Annotated in this window: 28 protein-coding genes; 24 read left to right on the top strand and 4 right to left on the bottom strand. The window is 59.2% G+C overall.

All coding sequences use genetic code 11. The annotated features are described in order from the left end of the window. Nucleotides 1-159: 159 nt before the first annotated feature. Genes GCN78_RS11465 through GCN78_RS11525 form a run of 13 tightly spaced genes read left to right on the top strand, consistent with a single transcriptional unit; the run spans nucleotide 160 to nucleotide 11,644 of the window. On the top strand, nucleotides 160-804 hold the full coding sequence (locus tag GCN78_RS11465) for a phage baseplate assembly protein V (protein ID WP_152251818.1): 645 nt from the start codon (nucleotides 160-162) through the stop codon (nucleotides 802-804). Then, nucleotides 801-1,145 (top strand): GPW/gp25 family protein, encoded by a 345-nt coding sequence (locus GCN78_RS11470; RefSeq protein WP_152251819.1) that lies wholly within the window; start codon nucleotides 801-803, stop codon nucleotides 1,143-1,145. The genes GCN78_RS11465 and GCN78_RS11470 overlap by 4 nt, the downstream gene beginning before the upstream one ends. Further along, nucleotides 1,142-2,053 (top strand): baseplate assembly protein, encoded by a 912-nt coding sequence (locus GCN78_RS11475; RefSeq protein WP_152251820.1) that lies wholly within the window; start codon nucleotides 1,142-1,144, stop codon nucleotides 2,051-2,053. The genes GCN78_RS11470 and GCN78_RS11475 overlap by 4 nt, the downstream gene beginning before the upstream one ends. Continuing rightward, a complete protein-coding gene (locus GCN78_RS11480; RefSeq protein WP_193316696.1) occupies nucleotides 2,046-2,666 on the top strand; it encodes a phage tail protein I in 621 nt (206 codons plus the stop codon). Before GCN78_RS11475 ends, GCN78_RS11480 begins: the two co-directional genes overlap by 8 nt. Next, nucleotides 2,663-4,189, top strand: coding sequence for a phage tail protein (locus GCN78_RS11485; protein WP_152251821.1), 1,527 nt, complete (start codon nucleotides 2,663-2,665; stop codon nucleotides 4,187-4,189). Before GCN78_RS11480 ends, GCN78_RS11485 begins: the two co-directional genes overlap by 4 nt. A 3-nt stretch (nucleotides 4,190-4,192) precedes the next feature. Continuing rightward, nucleotides 4,193-4,669, top strand: coding sequence for a hypothetical protein (locus GCN78_RS11490; protein WP_152251822.1), 477 nt, complete (start codon nucleotides 4,193-4,195; stop codon nucleotides 4,667-4,669). Between the two features lie 34 nt (nucleotides 4,670-4,703). Then, nucleotides 4,704-5,879: a phage tail sheath protein gene (locus GCN78_RS11495; protein ID WP_152251823.1), complete on the top strand. Its 1,176-nt coding sequence runs from the start codon at nucleotides 4,704-4,706 to the stop codon at nucleotides 5,877-5,879. Between the two features lie 50 nt (nucleotides 5,880-5,929). Further along, nucleotides 5,930-6,439 (top strand): phage major tail tube protein, encoded by a 510-nt coding sequence (locus GCN78_RS11500; protein ID WP_152251824.1) that lies wholly within the window; start codon nucleotides 5,930-5,932, stop codon nucleotides 6,437-6,439. A gap of 39 nt (nucleotides 6,440-6,478) precedes the next feature. Further along, nucleotides 6,479-6,787, top strand: a complete 309-nt coding sequence (locus tag GCN78_RS11505) for a phage tail assembly protein (protein WP_152251825.1) — start codon at nucleotides 6,479-6,481, stop codon at nucleotides 6,785-6,787. A gap of 8 nt (nucleotides 6,788-6,795) precedes the next feature. Next, entirely contained in the window at nucleotides 6,796-6,909 is a 114-nt protein-coding gene (locus GCN78_RS11510) for a GpE family phage tail protein (protein WP_071650284.1), read from the top strand. After that, the gene (locus tag GCN78_RS11515) at nucleotides 6,910-9,777 is read left to right on the top strand and encodes a phage tail tape measure protein (protein WP_152251826.1); all 2,868 of its coding nucleotides are present in this window, start codon (nucleotides 6,910-6,912) and stop codon (nucleotides 9,775-9,777) included. Between the two features lie 14 nt (nucleotides 9,778-9,791). Beyond that, nucleotides 9,792-10,400: a phage tail protein gene (locus tag GCN78_RS11520; RefSeq protein ID WP_070221759.1), complete on the top strand. Its 609-nt coding sequence runs from the start codon at nucleotides 9,792-9,794 to the stop codon at nucleotides 10,398-10,400. Continuing rightward, on the top strand, nucleotides 10,397-11,644 hold the full coding sequence (locus GCN78_RS11525) for a phage late control D family protein (RefSeq protein WP_152251827.1): 1,248 nt from the start codon (nucleotides 10,397-10,399) through the stop codon (nucleotides 11,642-11,644). The genes GCN78_RS11520 and GCN78_RS11525 overlap by 4 nt, the downstream gene beginning before the upstream one ends. Before the next feature lie 127 nt (nucleotides 11,645-11,771). On the opposite strand, the gene GCN78_RS11530 is transcribed toward GCN78_RS11525, so the two are convergent. Together GCN78_RS11530 and GCN78_RS11535 are read right to left on the bottom strand one after the other, a co-directional pair. After that, nucleotides 11,772-14,252 (bottom strand): tetratricopeptide repeat protein, encoded by a 2,481-nt coding sequence (locus GCN78_RS11530; protein WP_152251828.1) that lies wholly within the window; start codon nucleotides 14,250-14,252, stop codon nucleotides 11,772-11,774. A 290-nt stretch (nucleotides 14,253-14,542) separates the two neighbouring features. Then, nucleotides 14,543-14,986, bottom strand: coding sequence for a helix-turn-helix domain-containing protein (locus tag GCN78_RS11535; protein ID WP_152251829.1), 444 nt, complete (start codon nucleotides 14,984-14,986; stop codon nucleotides 14,543-14,545). An 80-nt stretch (nucleotides 14,987-15,066) separates the two neighbouring features. Between GCN78_RS11535 and GCN78_RS11540 the strand changes: the two genes are divergently transcribed. The 11 genes from GCN78_RS11540 to GCN78_RS11585 all read left to right on the top strand — a co-directional run bounded on the left by GCN78_RS11540 (nucleotide 15,067) and on the right by GCN78_RS11585 (nucleotide 20,610). Further along, nucleotides 15,067-15,270 carry a hypothetical protein gene (locus tag GCN78_RS11540; protein WP_152251830.1) on the top strand — a complete coding sequence of 68 codons (204 nt, stop codon included), beginning with the start codon at nucleotides 15,067-15,069 and terminating at the stop codon, nucleotides 15,268-15,270. A gap of 10 nt (nucleotides 15,271-15,280) precedes the next feature. After that, nucleotides 15,281-15,484 (top strand): hypothetical protein, encoded by a 204-nt coding sequence (locus GCN78_RS11545; protein WP_035820909.1) that lies wholly within the window; start codon nucleotides 15,281-15,283, stop codon nucleotides 15,482-15,484. Between the two features lie 37 nt (nucleotides 15,485-15,521). After that, the gene (locus GCN78_RS11550; RefSeq protein ID WP_046682347.1) at nucleotides 15,522-15,710 is read left to right on the top strand and encodes a hypothetical protein; all 189 of its coding nucleotides are present in this window, start codon (nucleotides 15,522-15,524) and stop codon (nucleotides 15,708-15,710) included. Continuing rightward, nucleotides 15,707-15,970, top strand: coding sequence for an Ogr/Delta-like zinc finger protein (locus tag GCN78_RS11555; RefSeq protein WP_071079002.1), 264 nt, complete (start codon nucleotides 15,707-15,709; stop codon nucleotides 15,968-15,970). The genes GCN78_RS11550 and GCN78_RS11555 overlap by 4 nt, the downstream gene beginning before the upstream one ends. 121 nt (nucleotides 15,971-16,091) lie before the next feature. After that, nucleotides 16,092-16,493, top strand: coding sequence for a hypothetical protein (locus tag GCN78_RS11560; RefSeq protein WP_152251831.1), 402 nt, complete (start codon nucleotides 16,092-16,094; stop codon nucleotides 16,491-16,493). Nucleotides 16,494-16,594: 101 nt separating this feature from the next. Continuing rightward, the gene (locus GCN78_RS29625; RefSeq protein ID WP_226939583.1) at nucleotides 16,595-16,948 is read left to right on the top strand and encodes a hypothetical protein; all 354 of its coding nucleotides are present in this window, start codon (nucleotides 16,595-16,597) and stop codon (nucleotides 16,946-16,948) included. Next, nucleotides 16,938-18,776, top strand: coding sequence for a replication endonuclease (locus GCN78_RS11570; protein WP_152251832.1), 1,839 nt, complete (start codon nucleotides 16,938-16,940; stop codon nucleotides 18,774-18,776). Before GCN78_RS29625 ends, GCN78_RS11570 begins: the two co-directional genes overlap by 11 nt. Next, nucleotides 18,773-18,925, top strand: a complete 153-nt coding sequence (locus tag GCN78_RS29290) for a hypothetical protein (protein WP_162995787.1) — start codon at nucleotides 18,773-18,775, stop codon at nucleotides 18,923-18,925. The genes GCN78_RS11570 and GCN78_RS29290 overlap by 4 nt, the downstream gene beginning before the upstream one ends. Then, on the top strand, nucleotides 18,919-19,158 hold the full coding sequence (locus tag GCN78_RS11575) for a hypothetical protein (RefSeq protein ID WP_152251833.1): 240 nt from the start codon (nucleotides 18,919-18,921) through the stop codon (nucleotides 19,156-19,158). The genes GCN78_RS29290 and GCN78_RS11575 overlap by 7 nt, the downstream gene beginning before the upstream one ends. Beyond that, entirely contained in the window at nucleotides 19,155-19,322 is a 168-nt protein-coding gene (locus GCN78_RS29295; RefSeq protein ID WP_193316697.1) for a hypothetical protein, read from the top strand. Before GCN78_RS11575 ends, GCN78_RS29295 begins: the two co-directional genes overlap by 4 nt. A 142-nt stretch (nucleotides 19,323-19,464) precedes the next feature. After that, nucleotides 19,465-20,610, top strand: coding sequence for an Arm DNA-binding domain-containing protein (locus tag GCN78_RS11585; RefSeq protein WP_152251834.1), 1,146 nt, complete (start codon nucleotides 19,465-19,467; stop codon nucleotides 20,608-20,610). Nucleotides 20,611-20,672: 62 nt separating this feature from the next. On the opposite strand, the gene GCN78_RS11590 is transcribed toward GCN78_RS11585, so the two are convergent. Both GCN78_RS11590 and GCN78_RS11595 read right to left on the bottom strand, forming a co-directional pair. Further along, nucleotides 20,673-21,647 (bottom strand): hypothetical protein, encoded by a 975-nt coding sequence (locus GCN78_RS11590; RefSeq protein ID WP_152251835.1) that lies wholly within the window; start codon nucleotides 21,645-21,647, stop codon nucleotides 20,673-20,675. Beyond that, complete coding sequence (locus tag GCN78_RS11595) at nucleotides 21,640-22,227, bottom strand: DUF6932 family protein (protein ID WP_152251836.1); 588 nt, start codon at nucleotides 22,225-22,227, stop codon at nucleotides 21,640-21,642. The genes GCN78_RS11590 and GCN78_RS11595 overlap by 8 nt, the downstream gene beginning before the upstream one ends. Between the last annotated feature and the right edge of the window lie 230 nt (nucleotides 22,228-22,457).

The raw sequence follows: 22,457 nt of genomic DNA on the forward strand, positions 1-22,457 counted from the left end.
CGTCAGGTAAAAAATTCCTTGTAGCCAAACTTCCGCTTTAGAGCAAAAGCGTCCTTACAGCCATCTGAATCAGTGCATCAAGGAGAGCCGTAGCCACTAAGCAGCATATCAACCCGCCCCCGCGTGCATCCGCACGCGGACTTCGGCAACATGCACTGCATGAACGCCGACCTGTCCGACCTCCTCCGCTTGCTACAAAACCTGATCCGCCTGGGCACCATTGCCGAGGTCAAGGGGGCCAAGGCGCGCGTACGGCTCGGGCCGACGCTCACCACTGAATGGCTAAAATGGGCCACGCCACGCGCCGGCAGCACACGCACCTGGTCGGCGCCGACCATCGGCGAACAGGTCATCGTCTTTTCCCCTGGCGGCGAGCTGACGCGCGGCATCATCCTGCCGGCGCTGTACTCGCAGGAATTTGACGCGCCCGAAACCAGCGACAGCATCCACACCACGCACTACCCCGACGGCGCCGTGGTGCAGTACGACCACGCGGCCCATGCCCTGACAGCCCTACTCCCCGGCGGCACCGCCACCATCACGGCCGACAAGGTCACGTCCGACGCACCGAGCACCATCTGCACGGGCGATCTGACCGTCATGAAAAACCTGATCGTCAACGGCGCCACCGCCCTGAACGGCGGCGTGAACGCAAAGGCTGGCGCCGCTGGCGGCGTGGCCATGGCTGTGCAAGGGACGATCAAGGCCAGCGAGGACGTGCTGGCCGGCGTCATCAGCTTGCTCAAGCACCCGCACGGCGGCGTCAAAGCCGGCGGCGACCAGTCAGAGGGGCCATTGCCATGATGGGCATGCACGCCACCACCGGGCGCAGCCTGACGGGCCTGGGCCACCTGTGCCAGTCCGTGACCGACATTATTACGACGCCCATCGGCTCGCGCATCCGGCGCCGCCGCTATGGTTCGGAAGTGCCCGAACTGATCGATCAGCCCCTGAACAGTGCCACGCAATTGCGCATCTACGCAGCCACCGCCTTTTCCTTACGCCGCTGGGAGCCGCGTTTGCAACTGTCCAGCGTGCAGCTCACGCGCGACACGGACGGCGCCATCGCGCTGCTGCTCGACGGTACGGCGAATGGCCAGGGCATCACCCTGTCCGTGCCCGTCAAGCAAGGCGGCAGCGTATGAGCACGCCCATCGACCTGACCCAGTTGCCGGCGCCCAGCGTGGTCGAGGTGCTGGACTTCGAAACCATCCTCGCCACACGCAAAGCCCACCTGGTCAGCCTGCTGCCGGAAGCCGAGCGCGCCGCCGTCACGGCCCTGCTGGAGCTGGAATCGGAGCCGGCCACCAAGCTGCTGGAAGAAAACGCGTATCAGGAAACCATCTTGCGCAACCGCGTCAACGAGGCGGGCAAGGCCGTCATGCTGGCGTTTGCCCTCGATGGCGACCTGGACCAACTGGGCGCCAACGTCAACGTGGCGCGCCTGACCATCACGCCGGCCAATCTCAACGCCCTGCCGCCCATGGCCGCTGTCATGGAAGACAACGATGCCTACCGCCTGCGCATCCAGGAAGCGCCGGACGGCCTGTCCGTGGCCGGCCCGAAAGCCTCCTACGAATTCCACGCCCGCAGCGCTGATGGCCAGGTCAAGGACGCGAGCGCCACCAGCCCCGCGCCGGCGCACGTCATCGTCACGGTGCTGGCCAACAACGACACGGGCATCGCCGACGCCGCGCTGCTGGCCACTGTGGCGCGCGCGCTCAACGCCGAGGAAGTGCGCCCCCTGGGCGACCGCCTGACGGTACAAGCCGCCCAGGTCATCGACTACCAGATCGAGGCCACCCTGTTTATCGGCGTTGGCCCGGAAGTGCCGATTCTGCTGGACGCCGCCCAAGCCAACGCCGCGCGCGTGTCGCAGCCGCGTCGCCCGCTGGGGCACAGCATCTACCGGTCCGCCTGCAGCGCGGCCGTCCACGTCGAAGGCGTGCGCAAAGTCGTCTTGACCAGCCCGGCGGCGGACATCGAACTGGACGCCACCCAAGCCGCGCGCTGCACCGCCATCAAATTGAATGTGGTGGTGCTCGATGAATAGGACTGTGCCGACCCTGCCGCCCAACACCACGGCGCTGGAACGCGCCATTGCCGTGGCCTGCGCAGAACTGGTCAACGTGCCCGTGCCGCTGCGCGACCTGTGGAACGCCGACCGCTGTCCCGTTGCCTTGCTCCCATTCCTGGCCTGGGCGTGTTCGGTTGACCGCTGGGACGATGCCTGGCCCGAATCGACCAAGCGCGGCACCATCAAGGCGGCCTATTTCATCCACAAGCACAAGGGCACGATTGCCGCCGTGCGCCGCGTGGTCGAGTCCCTGGGCTATTTGATCCGCATCACTGAATGGTGGCAGACCACGCCGCCGGGCGTGCCGGGTACCTTCCGCCTTGACGTCGGCGTGCTCGATACCGGCATCACCGACGCCATGTTTCAGGAAATGGAACGCCTGATTGCCGACGCCAAGCCCGTCAGCCGGCATTTGACGGGCCTGGCGCTGTATCTGGAAACCCGTGGCCAGGTGCAGATCGGTCTGGCCGCCTATCACGGCGATGCGATGACGGTTTATCCGTGGATCGCCGAAGAAATCGAAGTGCGCGGCAAGCTGGTACAAGGCGGCGCACCCCATACCATTGACACCATGACCATCTATCCATGAGCACATACTTTGCCATTCTGACGCAGGTGGGCGAGGCCAAACTGGCCAATGCCATCGCCCTGGGCCAAACCCTGAAACTGAAAAAAATGGGCGTGGGTGACGGCAACGGCGCCCTGCCGATTCCGGACCGCTTGCAAAAGGCGCTCGTGCATGAAGTGCGCCGCGCCGACCTGAACCAGCTTGCCATCGACCCGGCCAACGCCAGCCAGATCATCGTCGAGCAAGTCTTGCCCGAAGACGTGGGCGGCTGGTGGCTGCGCGAAATCGGCATCTACGACGAGGCCGGCGACCTGTGCGCCGTCGCCAATTGCCCGCCCAGCTACAAACCCCTGATGGTCGAAGGCAGCGGCCGCACGCAAGTGGTGCGCGTGGTGCTGATCGTCGCCAGCACGGCCGCCATCGAGTTGAAAATCGATCCGTCCGTGGTGCTGGCCACGCGCCGCTATGCCGACGAGCAGGATATCGACGTGCGCGCCGAGGCCCACGCCTATGCCGACACGCTGCTGGCCCAGCACCTGGTCGCCCCCGACCCGCACCCGCAATACAAACCGAAAGAGCTGGCCATGTTGAGCAAGTCCGTGGCCGGCAAGGTGGACGTGGTGCTTACCGAGGCGGAAGCGCAGGCCGACGTGCTCCATTTCACGGGGGCGCTGACGGGCAATATCAACGTCATCGTGCCGGCAGCGGCGCGTAGCTGGACGGTGCGCAACAAGACCACGGGCGCTTTCACTCTGACATTCAAGACGGCAAACGGCAGTGGCCTGGCCATCGGCCAAGGACAAACGCAGGCGCTGTATTGCGATGGCACGACGGTCTTGCCGTGCTTGACGGAAACGAGCACGCCGCAGCAGTTCGACGCATCGACCGGGCTAGCCAACATGGCGGCCGTGCAGCGCGCCCTGGGCAATCGCAGCGGCGTGCGCACGTTGAGCGCATCCTACGCCATTGCGGCGGCCGACATCGGCAAGGTGCTGTTCGTGCAAGGCGCGGAGGTTGCCACTCTGACCTTGCCGTCGCTGGCGGGCATACCAGGAGGCGCCACGCTGGAAATCGTCTCGCAGAGCCTGCTACCTGTCATCGTGCGCGGCCAAGCGGGCCAGGTCATCGTGGCCAGCAATGCCAACAACGCGCTGTCGTCGCTGGAACTCAACGACGGCGACTCGCTGATCTTGGTCAAAATCTCGGACGGCGCCTGGCTGGCCTTGGCAGGCACAGCCCAACTCAAGTATGCCTCCTCATTCGTTGCCTCCTTAGGCAGCAATGGCCATCAACGCCTGCCCAGCGGCTTGCTGCTGCAGTGGGGCTATATGACCACCTCAAATACTGGACCGTCCGTATTTGCCTTTCCCACGGGTTTCCCGTCCGTCTGCCTGGCGGCTTGGGGAACCGGCTCTATCCCTGGTGGTGAAATCGCCAACGTGGGCGTCGCCAGTCCGTCGCGCTTCAATTGTTCCGTGTCCCTGCGCGATGCAGCAGGCAATTTCTATATCAATCCCGTCTGTATTCTGGCAATTGGAAGGTAAATCATGAAGCTCTTCTCCCCCTCCTGCTGCGGCTTTTTCGATACCAGCATCGTGGACCTGGCGATCCCTGACGACGCCCGCGAAGTGACACCAGAGCACTATGACGCGCTCTTTGCCGCCCAGGCGCAGGGGTTCGATATCGTCGCCGACGCCGCCGGCAACCCGGTGGCCCGGCAGCGCGCCAGTGCGCCCTTTTCCGTCCTCGCCGAGCGCCACCTGGAAACGACACGCAAGACACGCGACACGATCCTGAACCGCCTGGCCGGCATCGGCTTTGCGGCGCTGGCCAATGGCGACAGCGCTAGCGTCGAGGCAATATCAGCCGCGCGCCTGCGCCTGCTCGACATCACCACCTGCGCCGGCGTGCTGGCGGCCGACGACCTCGATGCGCTGCGCCTGGCCATTGCCGACGAATACGCGCGGATCGCCGCCACCCTGCCGGAAGAGGCGCAGCGCGCCTTTACCGAAAACCTGCAGTAACCACCCGAAACTTCTTTTCTACCAGGAGAGCCAAATGGCTACCGACTACCACCATGGCGTGCGCGTCATTGAAATCAACGAGGGTTCGCGCCCCATCCGCACCGTGTCCACGGCCGTGCTGGGCCTGATCGCCACGGCCGACGATGCCGACCCGGCGGCCTTTCCGCTCGACACGCCCGTGCTCGTCACCAACGTGCTGGCCGCCATGGGCAAGGCCGGCAAGACGGGCACCCTGTACCGTGCGCTGGAGGCGATTGCCGCGCAAACAAAACCCCTGACCATCGTCGTGCGCGTGGCCGAGGGCGAGACGGAAGCGGACACCACCAGCAACGTGGTGGGCGGCGTATCGCCGAACGGCAAGTACCTGGGCGTGAAAGCATTGCTGGCCGCGCAAAGCAAGCTCGGCGTGAAGCCGCGCATCCTGGGCGCGCCGGGCCTGGACACCAAAGCCGTCACCAACGCCCTGGCCAGCGTGGCGCAGCAACTGCGCAGCTTCGTGTACGCCTCCGCGTATGGCTGCAGCAACGTGGTTGCCGCCACCGCCTATCGCGGCCAGTTCGGCCAGCGCGAGGTCATGATTATCTGGCCCGATTTTGTGAACTGGAACACCGCCACCGACGAGGAGGCGAGCATTTCCGCCGTGGCCTACGCCATGGGCCTGCGCGCCAAGATCGATGAGGAAACAGGCTGGCACAAGACGCTGTCGAACGTCGTCGTCAACGGCCCCACCGGCTTGACCCAGGATGTGTTTTTCGATCTGCAAGACCCGGCCACTGACGCCGGCGTGCTCAACGCCAAGGAAGTGACCACCCTGATTAACATGGGCGGCTATCGCTTCTGGGGTTCGCGCACCTGCGAGGCGCCGGGCGGCTTCTTCTATTTCGAGAACTACACGCGCACGGCCCAGGTGCTGGCCGACACCATCGCCGAAGCGCATTTCTCCTTTGTCGACCTGCCCCTGCATCCGTCCCTGGTGCGCGACATGCTGGAGAGCATCAACGCCAAGTTCCGCGACCTGAAATTGCAGGGCTACATCATCGACGGACACGCCTGGTATGACGAGCAGTACAACGACAAGGACACGCTCAAGGCGGGCAAGCTGGCCATCGACTACGACTATACGCCCGTGCCGCCGCTGGAAAACCTGCGCTTCCAGCAGCGCATTACCGACCGCTACCTGGCCGACTTCGCCTCGCGCATCGCGGCTTAACCATCCCCGTGCCCGCCACGCGCGGGCGCAACTGACCACTGGAGAACACTATGGGCATGCCCCACAAACTCAAGCAATTCAACGTCTTTCAAAACGGCGTGCTGTTCATGGGCATGGTGCCTGAAATCACCTTGCCGAAACTGAGCCGCAAGATGGAAGAGTACCGCGCCGGCGGCATGAGCGGTCCGGTATCCGTGGACTTCGGCAACGAGGCGCTGTCGCTGGAATGGAGCGCAGGCGGTCTGATCGCCGAAGCACTGAAACAGTACGGCGCGCATGCGCACGGTGCCGTCATGCTGCGCTTTGCCGGCGCCTACCAGAACGACGAGGACGGCAACGTCGCCGCCGTCGAGGTCGTCGTGCGCGGCCGCTATAAGGAAATCGATATGGGCGGCGCCAAGATGGGCGACGACACCACCCATAAATACACGATGGCCTGCAGCTATTACAAGCTGCTGATCGACGGTGCCACCGTCATCGAACTGGACTTCATGAGCGGCATCGAGAACATCGGCGGCACCGATACCAATGCGGCCATCCGCAAGGCCAGCGGCCTGTAATCCCTTTTTTAGTCACCACCCACACACAAGGACAACACCATGAACACCGAAAACAACAATCAATCCGTCATCGAACTGGACGAGCCGATCAAACGCGGCGACAGCTTCATCACCGCGCTGACCGTGCGCAAGCCCAAGGCGGGCGCCCTGCGCGGCATTTCCCTGATCGAGCTGGCCAACCTGAACGTGTCGGCCCTGCAGATCGTGCTGCCGCGCATCACCGAGCCGACCCTGACCGCGCACGACGTCGCCAACATGGACCCGGCCGACCTGCTGGCCGTGGGCGCCGAGGTTGCCGGTTTTTTGGCGAGCAAAGCCGATCGCCTTTCGGTATCCCCGGCGAAGTAGAAGACGCCATGGCCGACATTGCCGGCGTCTTCCACTGGACGCCGGCAGCGATGGACGGTTTTACGATTGATGAACTGATGGCCTGGCGCGAACGCGCCAGGCAACGAAGCGGAGCGGAATAGATGGCTGGTCGGGATCTGAAATTACAGGTGGTATTTGCGGCACTGGACAAGATTACCGGCCCGCTGAAAAAAATCATGGGCGGCTCCAGCGACACGGCCAAGGCCTTGAAGGCCACCAGCGACCGCTTGCGCGAACTGAACACCCAGCAGAGAAACCTGGGGAAATTCCGCGAACTGCATAGCGGTATTCGAACAACGGGGGTTGAGCTGAAAGAAGCTCAAAAAAAAGTAAAAGAGCTGGCCGCAAGCATAAAACAGACCGAGTCTCCTACACGCGCCATGACGCGTGATTTGAAGGCGGCGACGAAGGTCACGCAGGCATTGACGCTGAAAGGCCGAGAACAGAGCCAGCAATTCCGCGCCCTGCGCGCCAGCCTCAAGGAGGCCGGCATCGACACGCGCCAACTGGGCAAGGCCCAGGAGTGGCTCAAGAACAGCATCCAGCTGACGAACGTTGAGCTGGCGTCGCAACAAAAGCGCCTGGCCGCCTCCGCCGCCAAACAGCAACGCGTCACCAACGCCACCCAGCACGCCGACAAGCTGCGCAGCAAAGCGGGCAGCATTGCCATGGCGGGCGCCGGCGCAACAGCCACCGGCGCCATGGTCGCCGCGCCCGTCGTCAAGGGATTGCACGAAGCGAAACACTACGAAATCGAGACGGCGCGCATCCGTGCGCTGGGCACGCGCACGGCCAAAGAAAAAGAGCACGCGATTGCTTTTGCGAAAGAACTCAAGACGTATGGCGTCAGCCAGCTGGAAAAGACGGAAATGATCCGCGATTCCATCTCGATCTTTGCCGATGGCCACCATGCCGAAATGGCCCTGCCCACCATGTCGAAGATGAAGTTCATCAACGATACGCTCTACCCGGAATCGGCCGGCGAGCGCAACGCGCAACTGTTCGCCATGCAAAAGGTTATCGAACTGCGCGGCAATGCCGGGTCGGTCGAGGCCTTCAAGAGCGATGCCGACCGCGTGCAAAAAGTGATCGCGGCCACGGGCGGGCGGGTCGGTGGCGAAGACTGGCGGCAATTTACGATCCGCAGCGGTGTGGCCGGCAAAGGCCTGAACGACAATGCCTTCTTCAATCAGATGGAACCCATGCTGCAGGAATTGGGCGGCTCGACTGCGGGCGTGGGCTGGCGATCCCTGTACAACAACATTTACCAGGGCAAGGGCACGCAGCGCGCGGCCAGGGAAATGCAAAGCCTGGGCCTGTTGAGCGGCAAGCACATCAAGTATGACAAGGTGGGGCAGATCAAGTACATCCAGGCCGGTGCGCTCCTGGAAGGGGAAATGTTCCAGAAAAGCCCGCTCGACTGGATTGAAAAAGTGTTCCTGCCCAAGCTGGCGGCCAAGGGCATCACTGACAAGGACGAGATCAACAGCAAGATCGGCGCCCTGGTTTCCAACAGCAACGGCGCCGCCTTCCTGATGCGCATGGTCGACCAGCGCGTGCAGATCCGCAAGAGCGAACGCCTGAACCAGAATTCGGAGGGGATGGACAGCCTGCACGACCGTGCGCGTGGCCTGGGGGCCGGTGCGGAACGGGAAGCACTCGCCAAGGTTTCCGACCTGAAACTTGTCATGGGCGAAAAAATTCTGCCGCTGTACACGCAGGGGCTGGAAATGGCGATTGCCGCGATGACGCGCCTGAACGGCTTCATGGAGCGCAACCCCACCGTGGCCAAGATCATGATCGCTGGCTTTGCCATCCTTGCCGGCATACTGTTGGTGCTTGGTCCGCTGATGCTGGGCATTGCCGCCATGATCGGCCCGTATGCCATGCTGCACGTCATGTTCGCCAAGATGGGCGTGACGGGCGGCGTGCTCACGCCCATCCTGCGCGGCCTGGGCGGCGCCTTCATGTGGGCGGGCCGTGCCGTGTTGTGGCTGGGCCGCGCGCTCCTGATGAACCCTATTGGCATCGCCATCACGGCCATCGCCGGCGCTGCCTACCTGATCTATAAATATTGGGAGCCGATCAAGGGTTTCTTTACCGGCGTCTGGTCGCACGTCAAAACAGCGTTTGCCGGCGGCATCGGCGGCGTCAGCGCCCTGATCGTCAACTGGTCGCCACTCGGCCTGTTCTATCGCGCCTTCGCGGGCGTGCTGGGCTGGTTCGGTATCGCACTGCCGGCCAAGTTCACCGACTTCGGCGCCAGCATCTTGCAGCGCATCACCGCATCCTGGGCGCCCATTTCCGCCTTCTTTGCCGACATCTGGTCGCGCTTGCGCACCGTCTGCGCTGGCGGTATGGGCAGCATCACGGCCCTGATTATCAACTGGTCACCCGTCGGCGTGTTTTACCAGGCGTTCGCGGGCGTCATGAGCTGGTTCGGCATCAAGCTGCCGGCCCAGTTCACAGAGTTTGGCGCCAACATCCTGCGCGGCCTCGTCAACGGCATCACCGGTTCCATGGGCGCCGTCAAGGATGCCATCAGCAATGCCGGTTCCAGCACCATTGCCTGGTTCAAGGAAAAGCTGGGCATCCACAGCCCGAGCCGCGTGTTTGCCCAGCTCGGCGACTACACCATGCAAGGCCTGGCCGTGGGCCTGGACCGCAGCGAGGGCGCGCCCATTGCCAAGGTATCCGGCCTGGCGCAGCGCCTGACGCAACTGGGCGCCGGCATCGCCATCGGCACGGCTACCGCCCTGCCTGCCAGCGCCTTCGACACGCGCGCGCCGCTGTCACAAGGCGGGTTCGGCGCTGGATTGAGCATTCAGGGTGACAAGATCGAAATCACGATCCAGGCGCAAGCCGGTTCCGATCCGCAGGCCATCGCCCGCGCCGTGTACGCGGCCATGGAGCAGCGCGACCGCGAAAAGGCCGCACGCATCCGCTCGTCCCTGCGCGACCACGATTAAGAAAGAAGCACACCATGATGATGATTTTAGGAATGTTCGTCTTCAGCCTGCCGACGCTGGCCTATCACGAGCTGCAGCGGCAAACGGAATGGAAGCACGCCAGCACGGCGCGCGTGGGCCTGCGCGACGCGCACCAGTATGTGGGGCCGGGGGACGACACGATTACCTTGTCGGGCTGGGTGGCGCCGGAACTGACCGGCTCCCTGTATTCGCTCGATGCGCTGCGCATGATGGCCGACACCGGTAAATCGTGGATTTTGATCCAGGGCACGGGCCGCATACTCGGCTCGTACCGCATCACGAGCATGACCGAGGGCCGCACCATCCTGGACGGCAGCGGTGGCGCGCGCCGCGTCGAGTTCTCGATTGCGCTCAAGCGCGACGACGATGGCGTGCTGGCCATGGTGGGCCTGGGCGACATCGGCGACCTGAAAAACATGCTCAGCATCGACGGCATGACCAGCAGCATTGCCGGCGCGGCCAAGAATGCCGTGGGCAGCGTGGTGGGTAATGTCGTCGGCGGCATCACGTCGAAATACGGCGGCGTGGTCAGCGAGATGAAAGACAAGATCGGCGGCGGCATCAGCGGCGCCATCGGCAGCGCGGCGGACAAGTTCAAATGAGCGAGCATATCCCCGCCTTCAAGGTCAGCATCGAGGACAAGGATTTGACGGCCATCGTTTCACCGCGGCTAATCAATCTGACCCTGACGCTGTGCCGTGGCGACGAGAGCGACCAGCTCGACATTTCCCTGGATGACAGCGACGGCAAGCTGGCCCTGCCGCCGCGCGGCGCGCAGATCGCCCTGGCGCTGGGATGGCAAGCCACCGGTCTGGTGGATATGGGCAAGTTCACCGTCGACGAGGTGGAGCACAGCGGTGCGCCCGACACCATTACGCTGCGCGCCAGGTCGGCCAACCTGATCGACACCTTCAAACAGCAGCAGGAACACAGCTTTCACAAGACCACCCTGGGCGCCATCATCGAGGCGATTGCCTTCCGCAACGAGCTGGCGTCGGGCGTGTCGGCGCGCCTGCGCGATACCGCCGTCGAGCACATCGACCAGACCCACGAAAGCGATGCGGCCTTCCTGCGCCGGCTGGGCAGGAAATACGACGCGGTGGCCACCGTCAAGAACGACACCCTGCTCTTCATCCCCATCAACCAGAGCCGCACCGCCAGCGGCAAGGCGCTGCCCGTCATCCCCATCACGCGCGCCCTGGGCGACGGCCACCGCTACCACAGCGCCGAGAGCGACGCCTATACGGGCGTGCGTGCCTTCTGGCATGACGAGCGCTACGCCCGTCGCCGCAGCGTCGTGGCCGGCGTGCCCGGCAACAGCAAGCGCCTGCGCACCACCTTCGCCAACGAGACAGACGCGCGCGCGGCGGCCGTGGCCGAATGGCAGCGCATCCTGCGCGGCCTGGCCACCTTTGAAATGAGCCTGGCCCTGGGCAACCCGGCCGTGTTCCCGCAATCGCCCGTAACCGTGAAGGGTTTCAAGCCCGAGATCGACGCCACCGAGTGGTTATCGGTCAAGGTCACGCACAGCCTAGGCGGCAACGGTTTTACCACGCGCGTGGAGTTTGAAACAAAGACGGAGGCGGTCGAGGCGGAGCGCGAGGAAGAGAAAGACCCGGACGAAGGTATCACAGGCGTGGTGGCCAAGTGGAAGGACGTGGCGGCGAAGAAGAAAAAGGCGGGACAGGAGCAGGCTGGCGCCAAGGGTACGCTCAAGACGCTGGAGCATCTTTACAAGAGCAAGCAGGCCGCGAAGCGGGCGGCGCTGCATACTTGGAAGCATATTGAGGAAGTACGGGACATCATCCGAGAGAACAGCGAAGAGCCACGACGATCAAGCAAGTAGTAGTGGGCGCAAATGAACCATGAATGTGGGCCATTTGCGCTCACTCAGTGCTCCCTTATGCATCGTAGCGGCAATTCGTAGCAATTAAAAAGTACGCACAAGTAACAGATTCAATTGGTGCGAGGAGTTATCCGCTAACTGGATTGTCGTCTGTAGAAGTGGGGAAGCCTTTCTCTTTCCGAAATCGAGGTCGAACGTCAATGAATATCTCCCATACAGAGTTTTTGCTGTCCCTTTCTGGCACGAGCAATGCGGATGAAAATTGATCTAGGCGGGAATCGTGGACCACTAGATATCCAAGGTGGCACGATCGATTTTTCATATAGTGAAGGATTTGCTCCTCTCCTGAGGCCGCATACGTACTGGAGTAACCGAAGCCGCACATCTTTAGCTCAATGATCGACGATAGCCCCCCATCAAATTTCAGCAGAATATCTAAGCGTCCGGCACCTGTTGCCAATTCTTCAAATATGGAGATTCGATCGCGGAAACGAGCCTTGAGAAACGCATGGAGAAAGTCCTGTGCTAGTTTTTCAGGTCGCAAAGTCCACTCATAATCAGACTGATCGCGGTTGTACTTCCAGAACATCATCCGTTTATCGGAAGCAATAAACTTCGCGTAATCAAGAAGTGCTTCTTCTAACTCCTTGCGGCCAACGTGGTGAATGGTAGGGGAATCTTGCGAAACTGATGGCATTGTCCCACCGCCGTCCAAGGCGCGTTCTCGCAATTCGATAACTAGCTTAAGAAATTTTTCGTTACCCTTGGAAATCTTCACAGTTTTAGTTAGGACTAATATCGCAGTATTATTATCACCTAATTCAACCAAAGAGCGGCCATATGCATACATCAAACCTGGAAGCTCACCGCTCCTCCGAATTTGTTCTTTTAGGAACACCGCAGCCCCGTTCCAGTCATTCGACTTCCAGAGACAATCGATTAACATATCTCTCGCAGCAACGTCGAGCGGCTTATCAAGAAGAATTTTCCGAAACCACGAGGCAGCTCTCATATATTGACCATCGCTGTGCAAAACTGTTGCAATAGCGATCATCACAGGGTTTTTTTCGTTCTCTGAGCCAACTCTGTTCTCCAGCTCACGCAATAACCCCTCAAGCATTCCAAGCCTATCTGTTACAGTGAATAGCGGATTATGAGTGGCTATAAGTATTTGAATGCCGCAAATTAAACTTATGTTATTCAAAGAACGCGCTTCTTCAAGCAAAGACTCAGCAGTTTCCAAAGTGAAACTTTCAAACTGACCTAGAATCTTTCTGACTAAGCTATAATAAATCGGCGATTTGGAAACCTCGTATTTCTTCGCCTCTAAATCAAAATTCTCAGAGCGGCCGAGCAAGCCCATATTTCTCGCCGCTTGTGAAGCCAAATGTAACGAAGAGATCAACATCTCTTCAGCTCCCAATACATTTTCCCGCAGAGCAATGGCACGCTCTGCCTCTTCCATTGCAGCCTTCCAATCTTGTAGTTCTCGATACCGATTTCCTCGTGCGTGATGCAGCGCAGCGCGGAGTTCAGTACCAATCAAACCATTCTGGTCAACAATTTCCAACATTGCATCAAGTTGTTCTAACGCTGCGCTTGGACCTTCATGTTCTAACAAATAAGATAATTGCATAAGGCTAGTCGCCGCCTCGATTTTATCTCCTGCTTCGAGAAAAGCGTCGACAGATGACCGTGCAGCTTGCCTCGCTTCTAGATCGTCATATGGAAGGGCCAAGCTTATGTTTCTCCATATCCAAGCCCGTTCGACAGCCTCTACTTTCTCCGTTGCAGAAAGTCTACGCCAAATTGACAATGCAGTTTCGGACTCACCTCTCCCATTTGCGGCGATCGCGATAATGTTTTCTAAAGAGATCCGTTTTTTGCCATTACACCAATTCTTATCGAGCAAGAGTTCGCGAGCGTCAGTTTCAGCAACATCGTATTTACCTAGTTGAGTCGCAACAGCTATTCGCGACTCGCAGACACACAACCTCGCGTTATAGTCCAGGCAAGATATATCGATTAAGCACAATGCGTCAAGAAGAGCCATCGGTGGCTTAGAAAGAAAAGAAAGGCCTTCCTCTCGGGCCAACATCACGGCGTCTACCGCAGCTTGGTGCTCTCCTTGTGAAGCGAATTCATTTACCTTGGATGCAAGAGCATTGGCGGGCTCAGTGAAAATACTTGCAATGGCATCAAAAATATTCTTTTGTATATCTCCGCTCATGCTCTCTTGCTCATGCAATGATCTATGCTTGCCCAGAGCGATGCCGCGCTTTACGTCAAATTGAAAACTAATTTCCATGTCTGCAAGTGGTAGATCCTGAACCTGCAATTCAGCCTCGGCGAGCCTTTCTCTCAAGCGCCTCACCACTCCTACAATTGTTTCCGCCGGGGAACAATTTTGAATGGGTAACGGATCGGGTTCGAAATGGCTGAGAATTTGCGATACCTCGCCTGAATCGTCCGACAAACTAAGTTCCGTTTTGCTATCAGCGAACACTTGTATGGAAATTTTCGCCACCAATTTTGGTGGTTTCCCTCGAAAAACACCAATGCGTGCCCTTGGCAACTTTGGACCGTCAAAGTCGTGAAAACCATCCATAGATTTTTCTCTTTAATATATAACAGTGCACACCGAGCGTGATGACATCACTTGGGTTATTCGGCATCTTCTTCGAAAAAAATGTGTAGTAAATGTAGAAAAAAATTTATGTGAAGGCGATCATCTATGGCATTCGTCAGGGTGCAGAAAAGGGCGTGAAATCGTCTATGAACTACTCCGTTCGATTTTTCTGCCCCAAGTGCTATCTTGCTAGGATTTCAGTTGCTGAAATTATGCAGAACAAACAAGCAGCAATTACAATATGCATAAGAAGATAAATCATTTGCAGACTATTTTTCCTTTTTTCGTCCGCTGCCGGCTACATTAAAAGTTTGCGGCCCAATGATATTGCCCACGAAATTTTGCCCAATTTTGCCGTGGGTTTCAACGTGTGGGGCGTTCCCCAATTGGGATGCCGGGGGCGGTGGCGAGCGCATGCCGCTAATCATCCCAAGTACGCCTGCTTTCCCGCGAACGTCCATACTTCGATAGCCAGTCAACAGTTCACGCTCGTCCTCAGGCAACGCTGACAGTGCATGTTCTCCTGTCAACAAATACAGCACATCAACTCCAGCCGCAGCAACGGCCGCCAGGTAGTCCGAATCTGGTGTACGGGAACCATTTTCATAATTGAACTGAGCTCCCTTTTTTACTCCACCAAGAGCGGCAAACTCATCCTGATTGAGGCCGAGGCGCTTCCGTTCTTCCTTGAGACGATCAAAAAAATACTTCATTTGAGTACAAATACCTTTCCAAATCACTCAAATGAGTGATATATTTACGCCATTCCGTAGCGATTACAGATCATAACATTATGAATAATTTGTCAAAAGTCGGACGTACTGCCAAGGGCGTCACTTCACGGCCACTCGGTGTCCGCCTGACGCCTGATGAGGTGGACGAGGTCGAGGGTTATGCAAAGAAACTTGAACGTTCCCGTGCCTGGTTCCTCCGCTTCCTGATCCTGCGCGGCCTCGCCGACTACAAGCGCGAACTCGCCTCCAAACCCACCCACTAAGGACAACGTCATGTACCCCGATGCAAAACGTATCCGCAGCCACCGCGTCATGCTGCGCCTGGACGATTACGAGCACCAGCTCGTTTCCTCGATCGCCAACTACCAGGGCGAAGAGCTTGCGGTACTGGTGCGCCAGATCGTGATGCGTGAAGCCTTGGCCGTGATCGCCTTGGATGACGCGACTATCGACAGCGTACAGCGTCGCAGCGTTTAAACCGAGTCACTTTTGAGCAACTCTAAAGTTACAGAAAATGCCAGACCATCAAATTAACCTCAATGACGAAGAGCGCGCGGTGCTGGAACTCGTGCGCCAACGCCAGGGGCTGGCAAGTATCGATCAGGCGGCCGAATGGCTCGTCAAATCGCGCTTACGCATACAGTCGAAAAACATGACGGGTCGCGGTCGCGCCCTTTACCAAGTGGAAAGAAAGCTGAAATGAGAGTCATCGGCCTGCCCTGCCCGCATTGCGAATACACAGTCCGCGCCGTCAAAAGCCGCACGATGTCTGCCATGTTCAAGGAAATCACCTATATGTGCCAGAACCCGGACTGCGGGCACTCCTTCGTGGCTGGCCTGGAAGTGCTGCGCACCCTCTCGCTGTCCGCCATGCCCAAGCCAGATATCCGCATCCCGATGTCCCAGCATGCACGTACTGCGGCCACCAGCCAGCTGGCCCTGGATCTGACTGCGGGCTGCTGATGACTATCCCGATCCTCGCGCCGCCGTAGCCCGGCCGCTTTAACTCCCCCTCTTTTGCTGTGCCCTGCAGCGCTCCCTTTTGAGCGTGCGGGATTCGTTCAACCTGAAATAAGGAAAACCGATGGAAAACACGCTGCACGCCACCCGTCATGCCGACAAATCCATGGCATCAAGCACGATCCGCCCAAGCTTGCAAAATTGTATTGTTCCCGTGGCGCCGACGTGTTTTCTGCTGCAAGCCAGCGCGGGCATCGGCATCGCGGCGCTGACCGCCCACATCCATGAGATTGCCAAGACCTATCACGCCTACGGCGCGGCCAATCTGACCTTCATCGTCAGCGATGCGCAGGCACTGGAGCGTGACGGCTTTTTCGCGCCAGCCAAACAACGCGCCCTGGTCGGCAAGCTGCCCATCGAGTTGAACTACATTTTCGCCAATGAAGCGGGTTCCCGGCACTGCTGCGGCGCATCGCACACGCTCCCGTACTGGGCAGAACACTTTCTCAAGCCAGGGGCACGCTGATGCTGCGCCTGGCCAAAACCTGCGGCATCTGGCTGCTGACGCTCCTTATTGTCATTGCCCCCGACGTGCTGCGGGCCATCGGCGCCATCAAGGACTGAACCATGCCGGCGTCCCTTATCGACAATCACCTGTCCTTCCAGCCTGCCGCCGAGATTCTGGCCGCGCGCGACAAGGACATGCCGACGCCACCAGGCGCCGGGCATGCGCTGGCCGCCATCGCCGAAGCCAAGGCCCAGCTACGCAACATCAAGCCGCGCAACCTGGCGCCCTTCATGGCCCAAGCCTGGGGATTGTCGCCGCGTGGCGCGCGCCGCTCCGTGCTGATCGCCGCCGGCATGGACGCTGACCGCTGGGAATCGCCCATCCATTCATTTACCGAGGAAGAGCGCATCGAGCTGCGCGCCGCCACCTCCGCCGCTATCCGTGTGTACGAAAGACTGTTGAATGCAATCTAAACAAATCCTGCTGCCGGCCCCGCAGCGTCACGAAGCCTTTTTGCGATCCGCCCAGTTCGCGCCCGAGTTGGCCCGCATCCCGTTCAAGTGGCGCAACCGCGTCATCACGGCCGCCATGGCCAAGATGGCCTGGTCGTCCTGGTACAAGGTCTATGAATCCGTCGCCACCAGCTTTGTGCGCGAATTTGCCGAACAGTACGTGCCGGCCGGCGTGGACCTGTCGCAAAGCGACGCCGACATCGTGGCCACTGCCGAGCGTGCGGCCGATGGCGTCACCAAAATGCTGTGGATGGCCGTGTCAGACACGCATGCCCTGCAGATCATGGCCGACGAATGCGCCTCGTATGGCATCGAGCTGCCCGAGTTCGATGCGCTGGCCGACACCATCGCCCGCCTGGTGGACGCCCGCTGGTGGCGCCGCCAGTTGCGCAAGCGCGTCAAGCGCGCCTTTGAAGCCGGCAATATCCGCCTGGGCTACGTGAACTATCGCGGCGAACCCTACGCCAGCAACGACGCCGTGCTGTCGCGCCTGGCGCAAAACCGCCGCAACGCGGCGGCGCTGGCCGCCACCCTGGTGCAAAACGAAAACGGCCAGCAATTCAGCATCGCCGAGCTGGCCGAGAAAACGACCGCCAACAAGGCAATCCGCCGGGGCGAGCTGATGTTGCGCATCAACGGCTTTGAGCAGATCGCCCGCGAGTGCGGCGACCAGGGCATTTTCATCACCTGGACGTGCCCGTCTCGCTTTCACGCCATGCAGCACAGCGGCAAGCCCAACGACAAATTCGACGGTTCCACGCCGCGCGAGGCCAATGCGTATTTGGGCAAGATGACATCGCTGTGCCGCTCCGCACTGGCGCGTCGTGGCATCGGCCTGTACGGCTTTCGCATCGCCGAGCCGCATCACGATGGTTGCCCGCATTGGCATCTGCTGCTGTTCGTTCGCCCCACCGCGAAATACAAGACGGCCCACCTGCAGGACGTGGCCGGCCGCGCCATCCGCATCATGAAGCGCTACGCCTGGCGCGTGGACCGTGGCGAACCGGGCGCCTTCGCGCGCCGCCTGGACGTGAAACGCATCGACTGGGCCAAGGGCAGCGCCGCCGGCTACATCGCCAAGTACGTGGCCAAGAACATCGACGGCGTGGCCGAGCACAAGACCAAGGAAGGCTATGTCGTCACGGCCGACACCGAAGGCGATGTCGAACTGACGCCATCGGCACGCGTCGAGTCCTGGGCCGCGTGCTGGGGCATCCGCCAATTCCAGCAATGGGGCGGCGCGCCCGTCACGGTCTGGCGCGAACTGCGCCGCATCGAGGCAAGCATGCTCAACGAAGCCCCGGCCGCCATGCGCCGCGCCTGGGACGCCGTGCAAAAGATCGACGGCGAAAAGCGCGCCTGCTGGGCCGAATACCTGCGGGCCCAGGGCGGCGCCCTGGTGCCGCGCAAGGAACTGGTCGTCACGCTGGCCAAGGACGAAAAGACCGTCATCGGCCGCTACGGCGAAACGCTGCGCACCACGCCCTACGGCGTGCGCTGCAGCGACCTGATTGGGGTGGTTTTCAAGTCCGTGCGCCATACGTGGACGCCGGTACAGGCCACAGGCGGGCGCGGGGTGGCTGTTGGGGTTGCCGTTCCTCGGACTCGTGTAAATAACTGTACGCACCCCGACCGCCCTGCCCCGGCCACGCCGCCAGCGGCGCCCATACCCAATCTGCCCGACGAGGCAAAAACAGCGCTGATTGCCGCCTGGGCGGCCGTCAACGCCTGCCCGTATCCCCGGCTGATCGTCCCCGACACCCCACCCCAAGAAAGAAATGGCACATGAGCACCTATGCCGTGATCGTTCGCACGCAAACCGAACGCTTTGAATACGCCGCGATTGCCGCTTCCAGCGGCGACGCGATCCAGGCCGCCCTCGACCACTTCGGCGTGTGCGGCGTTACCGCCAAACTGAAAGGAGCACCGCAATGCTGAACACCCTGACCAATTCGCCGCGGCAAATCGCCCTGGGCGACCGCGTGACATTCGATACCGACGAAGGCTCCCAGGCCGGCACCGTCAACGACCTGCGCCGCGACGTGGGCAATGGCGAGCTGCATGCGTGGGTGGAGCTGGATCACCAGTGGCCGGGTATGTTCCGGGCCGTGCCGCTGGCCGCCATTGAGGCGATCAAGAAGGCAACCGCGCCAATCGGGTGCTCAGCATGACAACGGCATCCCCCGCCGAGGAAGCGGATTACAAGGAATTTTGTCGACTGCGCGATTACCGCAAGCCAGGCGCTGAGGTGCCGCAATACACGGAGGCCGAAGCGTTTGCTTTGGCGGTACAAACCGATTCCGAGAATAGGAAAAAGAAATGCTTCGCTACATGACCATACCGAAGTTCTCTACCGAGTCGGGTTACACGCCCGACGCGATCAGAACAAAGATCCGAGACGGGATCTGGCCGAAAGACGCCGTCTGGATCAAGGCGCCAGACAATCGAATTTTAATTGACGTGAAAGGGTATGAATCATGGGTAGAGACGGGCGAGGTGTTAAAGCTGCATCGGAAAGCAGCATCGAAATCACCTTCATGTATCGCGGCACCAGGTGCCGGGAAAGGATCGCGCTCAAGCCCACCTCCGCTAACCTGAAACGGGCCGAGAACCATCGGGCGGCGATCCTTCATGCGATCACCACCAACAGCTTTGACTACACGGCCACCTTTCCGCAGTCGTCCAATGCAGCCAAGTTTGCCGACCAGGTCGGCGACGTGCAGACCATCGAGGCGTTTCTGGATAAGTGGCTGGACAGGCAGAAAAAGCACCTTAAGGCCAGCACGTACAACGGCTATCGCAAGATAGTCGTTGGCCAGCTGATCCCCTGGTTCGGCACCATCATGCTGTCGGCACTGCGCAAGAAGGATGTACGGGCGAAGCTGGAACCCATGAACGCGACCAACAAGACCATGGCCAACATCCAGAGCGTGCTGCGCAAGGCGCTGGACGACGCGATAGAGGACGAGCTGATCGAGGTCAACCCGCTGGCGCGCTGGTGCTATTCCAAGGTCGAGGCGCCGCAACCAAAGGATGATATCGACCCGTTCACGAAAGAGGAGCAGGCGGCGATTCTCACGCAAGCAACCGGCCAGGGGCGCAACCTGCTGCAGTTTGCCTTCTGGACAGGCTTGCGCACGTCTGAACTGGTAGCCCTGGACTGGGGGGACGTCGACTTTGTGCGCGGTGTGGTGATGGTAACGCGTGCCCTCACCCAGCACTCCAAAATGGCAGAAAGCACCAAGACAAACGCAGGCCGCCGCGAAGTCAAACTGCTGGAGCGCGCCATGCATGCATTGCAGGAGCAAAAGGCATTCACCTGGGTGAAGGGCGAGGAAGTCTTTCAAAATCCGCGCCTGGAACGGCGTTGGGAGGGCGATCAGCCGATCCGCAAGACGCTATGGACTGGAGTCCTGCAAAGTGCTGGAGTGCGCTATCGCAACCCGTACCAAACGCGACATACCTATGCCAGCATGATGCTATCGGCCGGCGAGCACCCGATGTGGGTGGCAAAACAGATGGGGCATGCGGACTGGACAATGATTGCACGGGTGTACGGGCGATGGATGCCAGATGCGGATATGGGTGCAGGGACAAAAGCAGAGGCCATTTTTGGTTTTTGACACTCTACAAAAAAGCCACGTTCGTAGGAACGTGGCTTCGGAACTTACTCAAGAGGACTAATTCAGGACTGCTGATCTGGAATCTGTGCCTTTAATCTGCTCAGCGCATAGACATATCGCGGCGCCCTGTTTCTCTCCCGAATCTCTCGTGTCTTAACATCTACCTTCCATGCCCCTTGAGTCACTTGTCTCACATCAATATGTTCCTCGCCAAGCTCCTGCTGGCCAGCCAATTGTTTCAATACTTCGGGTCCTAAAATACCCTTCAGTACAACCCGTTCACCATTTTCGGAACTAATCAAATCGAAGCGCCGCGACTCCGGCAGTAGGAAAAGCGTACCAACATACTCTTTCCCACTTTCAATAATTTCCATTTCCTTAATTCGATTGCGAGCCAAAGAAACAGCGTCCCGATCAAGCATAAAGTCTCGGCCGCCTTGGACAATCCTCAACGTCGCACCTTGTTCATCTAAACGCTGAAAAAATTGTTTTAATGTAACAAGAATTCGCTCATCCAATTGAGCTGCGGCCTCATCAAAAACAGCCTCATCAGCAGCACCGATCCGCGACAAAATATCAGACACTTCGTCAACAACGTCTTTCAACGGCGTACTCACCATCTCAACGGTATCTCCGGCCTCTTCCAGAACGAAACCAAACGAACCACGCATGACATCGGTGACGATCATTTGTGATTGGTCGTGGAACGGCAGCCGTCCTCGTTGCTTTAACGGGCCAATCTCTCGGCCCGAAAAGCGCTTCGAGATCAGCGCCTGGATGTCCTCTAGTGCCTTCCCTGCAAAATCAGCATTTATTCCACGCGACCCTTGAACAGGTCCCCCACCGAAGAAAATTCCCAACTCAGCATGCATGCACATCTTAGCGTCAACACTAGCTATCTTGCCCTCAAGCATCGTCTTACGTGCAGCGAATTGAAAGTAACCTATCGGATCGTCCTCCCGTGTCCGCGATTCTAGAAGTGCCTCAACGGACGACAGATCTGCCTTAAGGGCATCCAGCTCAAGTTTCTTAAGCATGTTGCACCTCCTGCTCTTCAAGTTGTACTGCGGCCAAAAATTCCATGGCATCATCATCGTTAGATTGCATCGGTACTTGAATCATACCCTTCCACAACGAAGTGGCGCGTTGATGCGAAAACAAACCGAACCAGTAACTGGTATCTTGAACCAAAAGATCAGGGCGTTTCCGAAGATCAACGAAAAACGCGTCACATCTAAAATTTTCCTTAGTCTGACTTGGATCAAACAGGGCCCCATTTGAAGTGATCCACTGCTGCATATCGGGACCGTCAGAGCCTGCTGGCCTTGAAGCAAACGTCACTAAATCGATGTCTGCAGGGGCACGGTTCCGCACCCGCTCCACATCTTCAACGAAGCTACCATCAAGCCATTGAAAGCCATCCACAACACCACATTGCCTCAATGCCTTGCGATACGATAGCAATCCTATCAACAACGCAACACGCTCTGCGGACGTAGCAAATCTTTTTACTACATCAAAAATTTGTACTTTGTATGGCGACATCGATGCACGAATGCCTGGATTATCCCCAACAAATGGAGGAAGTACCATAGATGCATTAAACGCTGGGATCACAACTTGGCTCCATGACAAGTATTTCGGTTCGCGATTATGACACACGAAAGTGTATAATTTCCAAAATGCAACAATGTGTGAGTTTTCGGAAAAGCCATCTTTATGGCGGCCATTGTGCGGTATCCCGCAAGAAAGCTGAATAGAAGGTAGGTTCGATTCCCGCCGTCTCCACCACTGAATAAATAAAAGGGCTTCCCCGTTTTGGCGGGGAGGCCCTTTTTATTTATTCC

Source organism: Janthinobacterium rivuli, from assembly GCF_009208735.1.
Taxonomy (GTDB): Bacteria; Pseudomonadota; Gammaproteobacteria; order Burkholderiales; family Burkholderiaceae_D; genus Janthinobacterium.

Coding starts and splice junctions, on each gene's coding strand:
- GCN78_RS11465 (WP_152251818.1), top strand. CDS start 160: ATGAACGCCGACCTGTCCGACCTCCTCCGCTTGCTACAAAACCTGATC.
- GCN78_RS11470 (WP_152251819.1), top strand. CDS start 801: ATGATGGGCATGCACGCCACCACCGGGCGCAGCCTGACGGGCCTGGGC.
- GCN78_RS11475 (WP_152251820.1), top strand. CDS start 1,142: ATGAGCACGCCCATCGACCTGACCCAGTTGCCGGCGCCCAGCGTGGTC.
- GCN78_RS11480 (WP_193316696.1), top strand. CDS start 2,046: ATGAATAGGACTGTGCCGACCCTGCCGCCCAACACCACGGCGCTGGAA.
- GCN78_RS11485 (WP_152251821.1), top strand. CDS start 2,663: ATGAGCACATACTTTGCCATTCTGACGCAGGTGGGCGAGGCCAAACTG.
- GCN78_RS11490 (WP_152251822.1), top strand. CDS start 4,193: ATGAAGCTCTTCTCCCCCTCCTGCTGCGGCTTTTTCGATACCAGCATC.
- GCN78_RS11495 (WP_152251823.1), top strand. CDS start 4,704: ATGGCTACCGACTACCACCATGGCGTGCGCGTCATTGAAATCAACGAG.
- GCN78_RS11500 (WP_152251824.1), top strand. CDS start 5,930: ATGGGCATGCCCCACAAACTCAAGCAATTCAACGTCTTTCAAAACGGC.
- GCN78_RS11505 (WP_152251825.1), top strand. CDS start 6,479: ATGAACACCGAAAACAACAATCAATCCGTCATCGAACTGGACGAGCCG.
- GCN78_RS11510 (WP_071650284.1), top strand. CDS start 6,796: ATGGCCGACATTGCCGGCGTCTTCCACTGGACGCCGGCAGCGATGGAC.
- GCN78_RS11515 (WP_152251826.1), top strand. CDS start 6,910: ATGGCTGGTCGGGATCTGAAATTACAGGTGGTATTTGCGGCACTGGAC.
- GCN78_RS11520 (WP_070221759.1), top strand. CDS start 9,792: ATGATGATGATTTTAGGAATGTTCGTCTTCAGCCTGCCGACGCTGGCC.
- GCN78_RS11525 (WP_152251827.1), top strand. CDS start 10,397: ATGAGCGAGCATATCCCCGCCTTCAAGGTCAGCATCGAGGACAAGGAT.
- GCN78_RS11530 (WP_152251828.1), bottom strand. CDS start 14,252: ATGGATGGTTTTCACGACTTTGACGGTCCAAAGTTGCCAAGGGCACGC.
- GCN78_RS11535 (WP_152251829.1), bottom strand. CDS start 14,986: ATGAAGTATTTTTTTGATCGTCTCAAGGAAGAACGGAAGCGCCTCGGC.
- GCN78_RS11540 (WP_152251830.1), top strand. CDS start 15,067: ATGAATAATTTGTCAAAAGTCGGACGTACTGCCAAGGGCGTCACTTCA.
- GCN78_RS11545 (WP_035820909.1), top strand. CDS start 15,281: ATGTACCCCGATGCAAAACGTATCCGCAGCCACCGCGTCATGCTGCGC.
- GCN78_RS11550 (WP_046682347.1), top strand. CDS start 15,522: ATGCCAGACCATCAAATTAACCTCAATGACGAAGAGCGCGCGGTGCTG.
- GCN78_RS11555 (WP_071079002.1), top strand. CDS start 15,707: ATGAGAGTCATCGGCCTGCCCTGCCCGCATTGCGAATACACAGTCCGC.
- GCN78_RS11560 (WP_152251831.1), top strand. CDS start 16,092: ATGGAAAACACGCTGCACGCCACCCGTCATGCCGACAAATCCATGGCA.
- GCN78_RS29625 (WP_226939583.1), top strand. CDS start 16,595: ATGCCGGCGTCCCTTATCGACAATCACCTGTCCTTCCAGCCTGCCGCC.
- GCN78_RS11570 (WP_152251832.1), top strand. CDS start 16,938: ATGCAATCTAAACAAATCCTGCTGCCGGCCCCGCAGCGTCACGAAGCC.
- GCN78_RS29290 (WP_162995787.1), top strand. CDS start 18,773: ATGAGCACCTATGCCGTGATCGTTCGCACGCAAACCGAACGCTTTGAA.
- GCN78_RS11575 (WP_152251833.1), top strand. CDS start 18,919: ATGCTGAACACCCTGACCAATTCGCCGCGGCAAATCGCCCTGGGCGAC.
- GCN78_RS29295 (WP_193316697.1), top strand. CDS start 19,155: ATGACAACGGCATCCCCCGCCGAGGAAGCGGATTACAAGGAATTTTGT.
- GCN78_RS11585 (WP_152251834.1), top strand. CDS start 19,465: ATGGGTAGAGACGGGCGAGGTGTTAAAGCTGCATCGGAAAGCAGCATC.
- GCN78_RS11590 (WP_152251835.1), bottom strand. CDS start 21,647: ATGCTTAAGAAACTTGAGCTGGATGCCCTTAAGGCAGATCTGTCGTCC.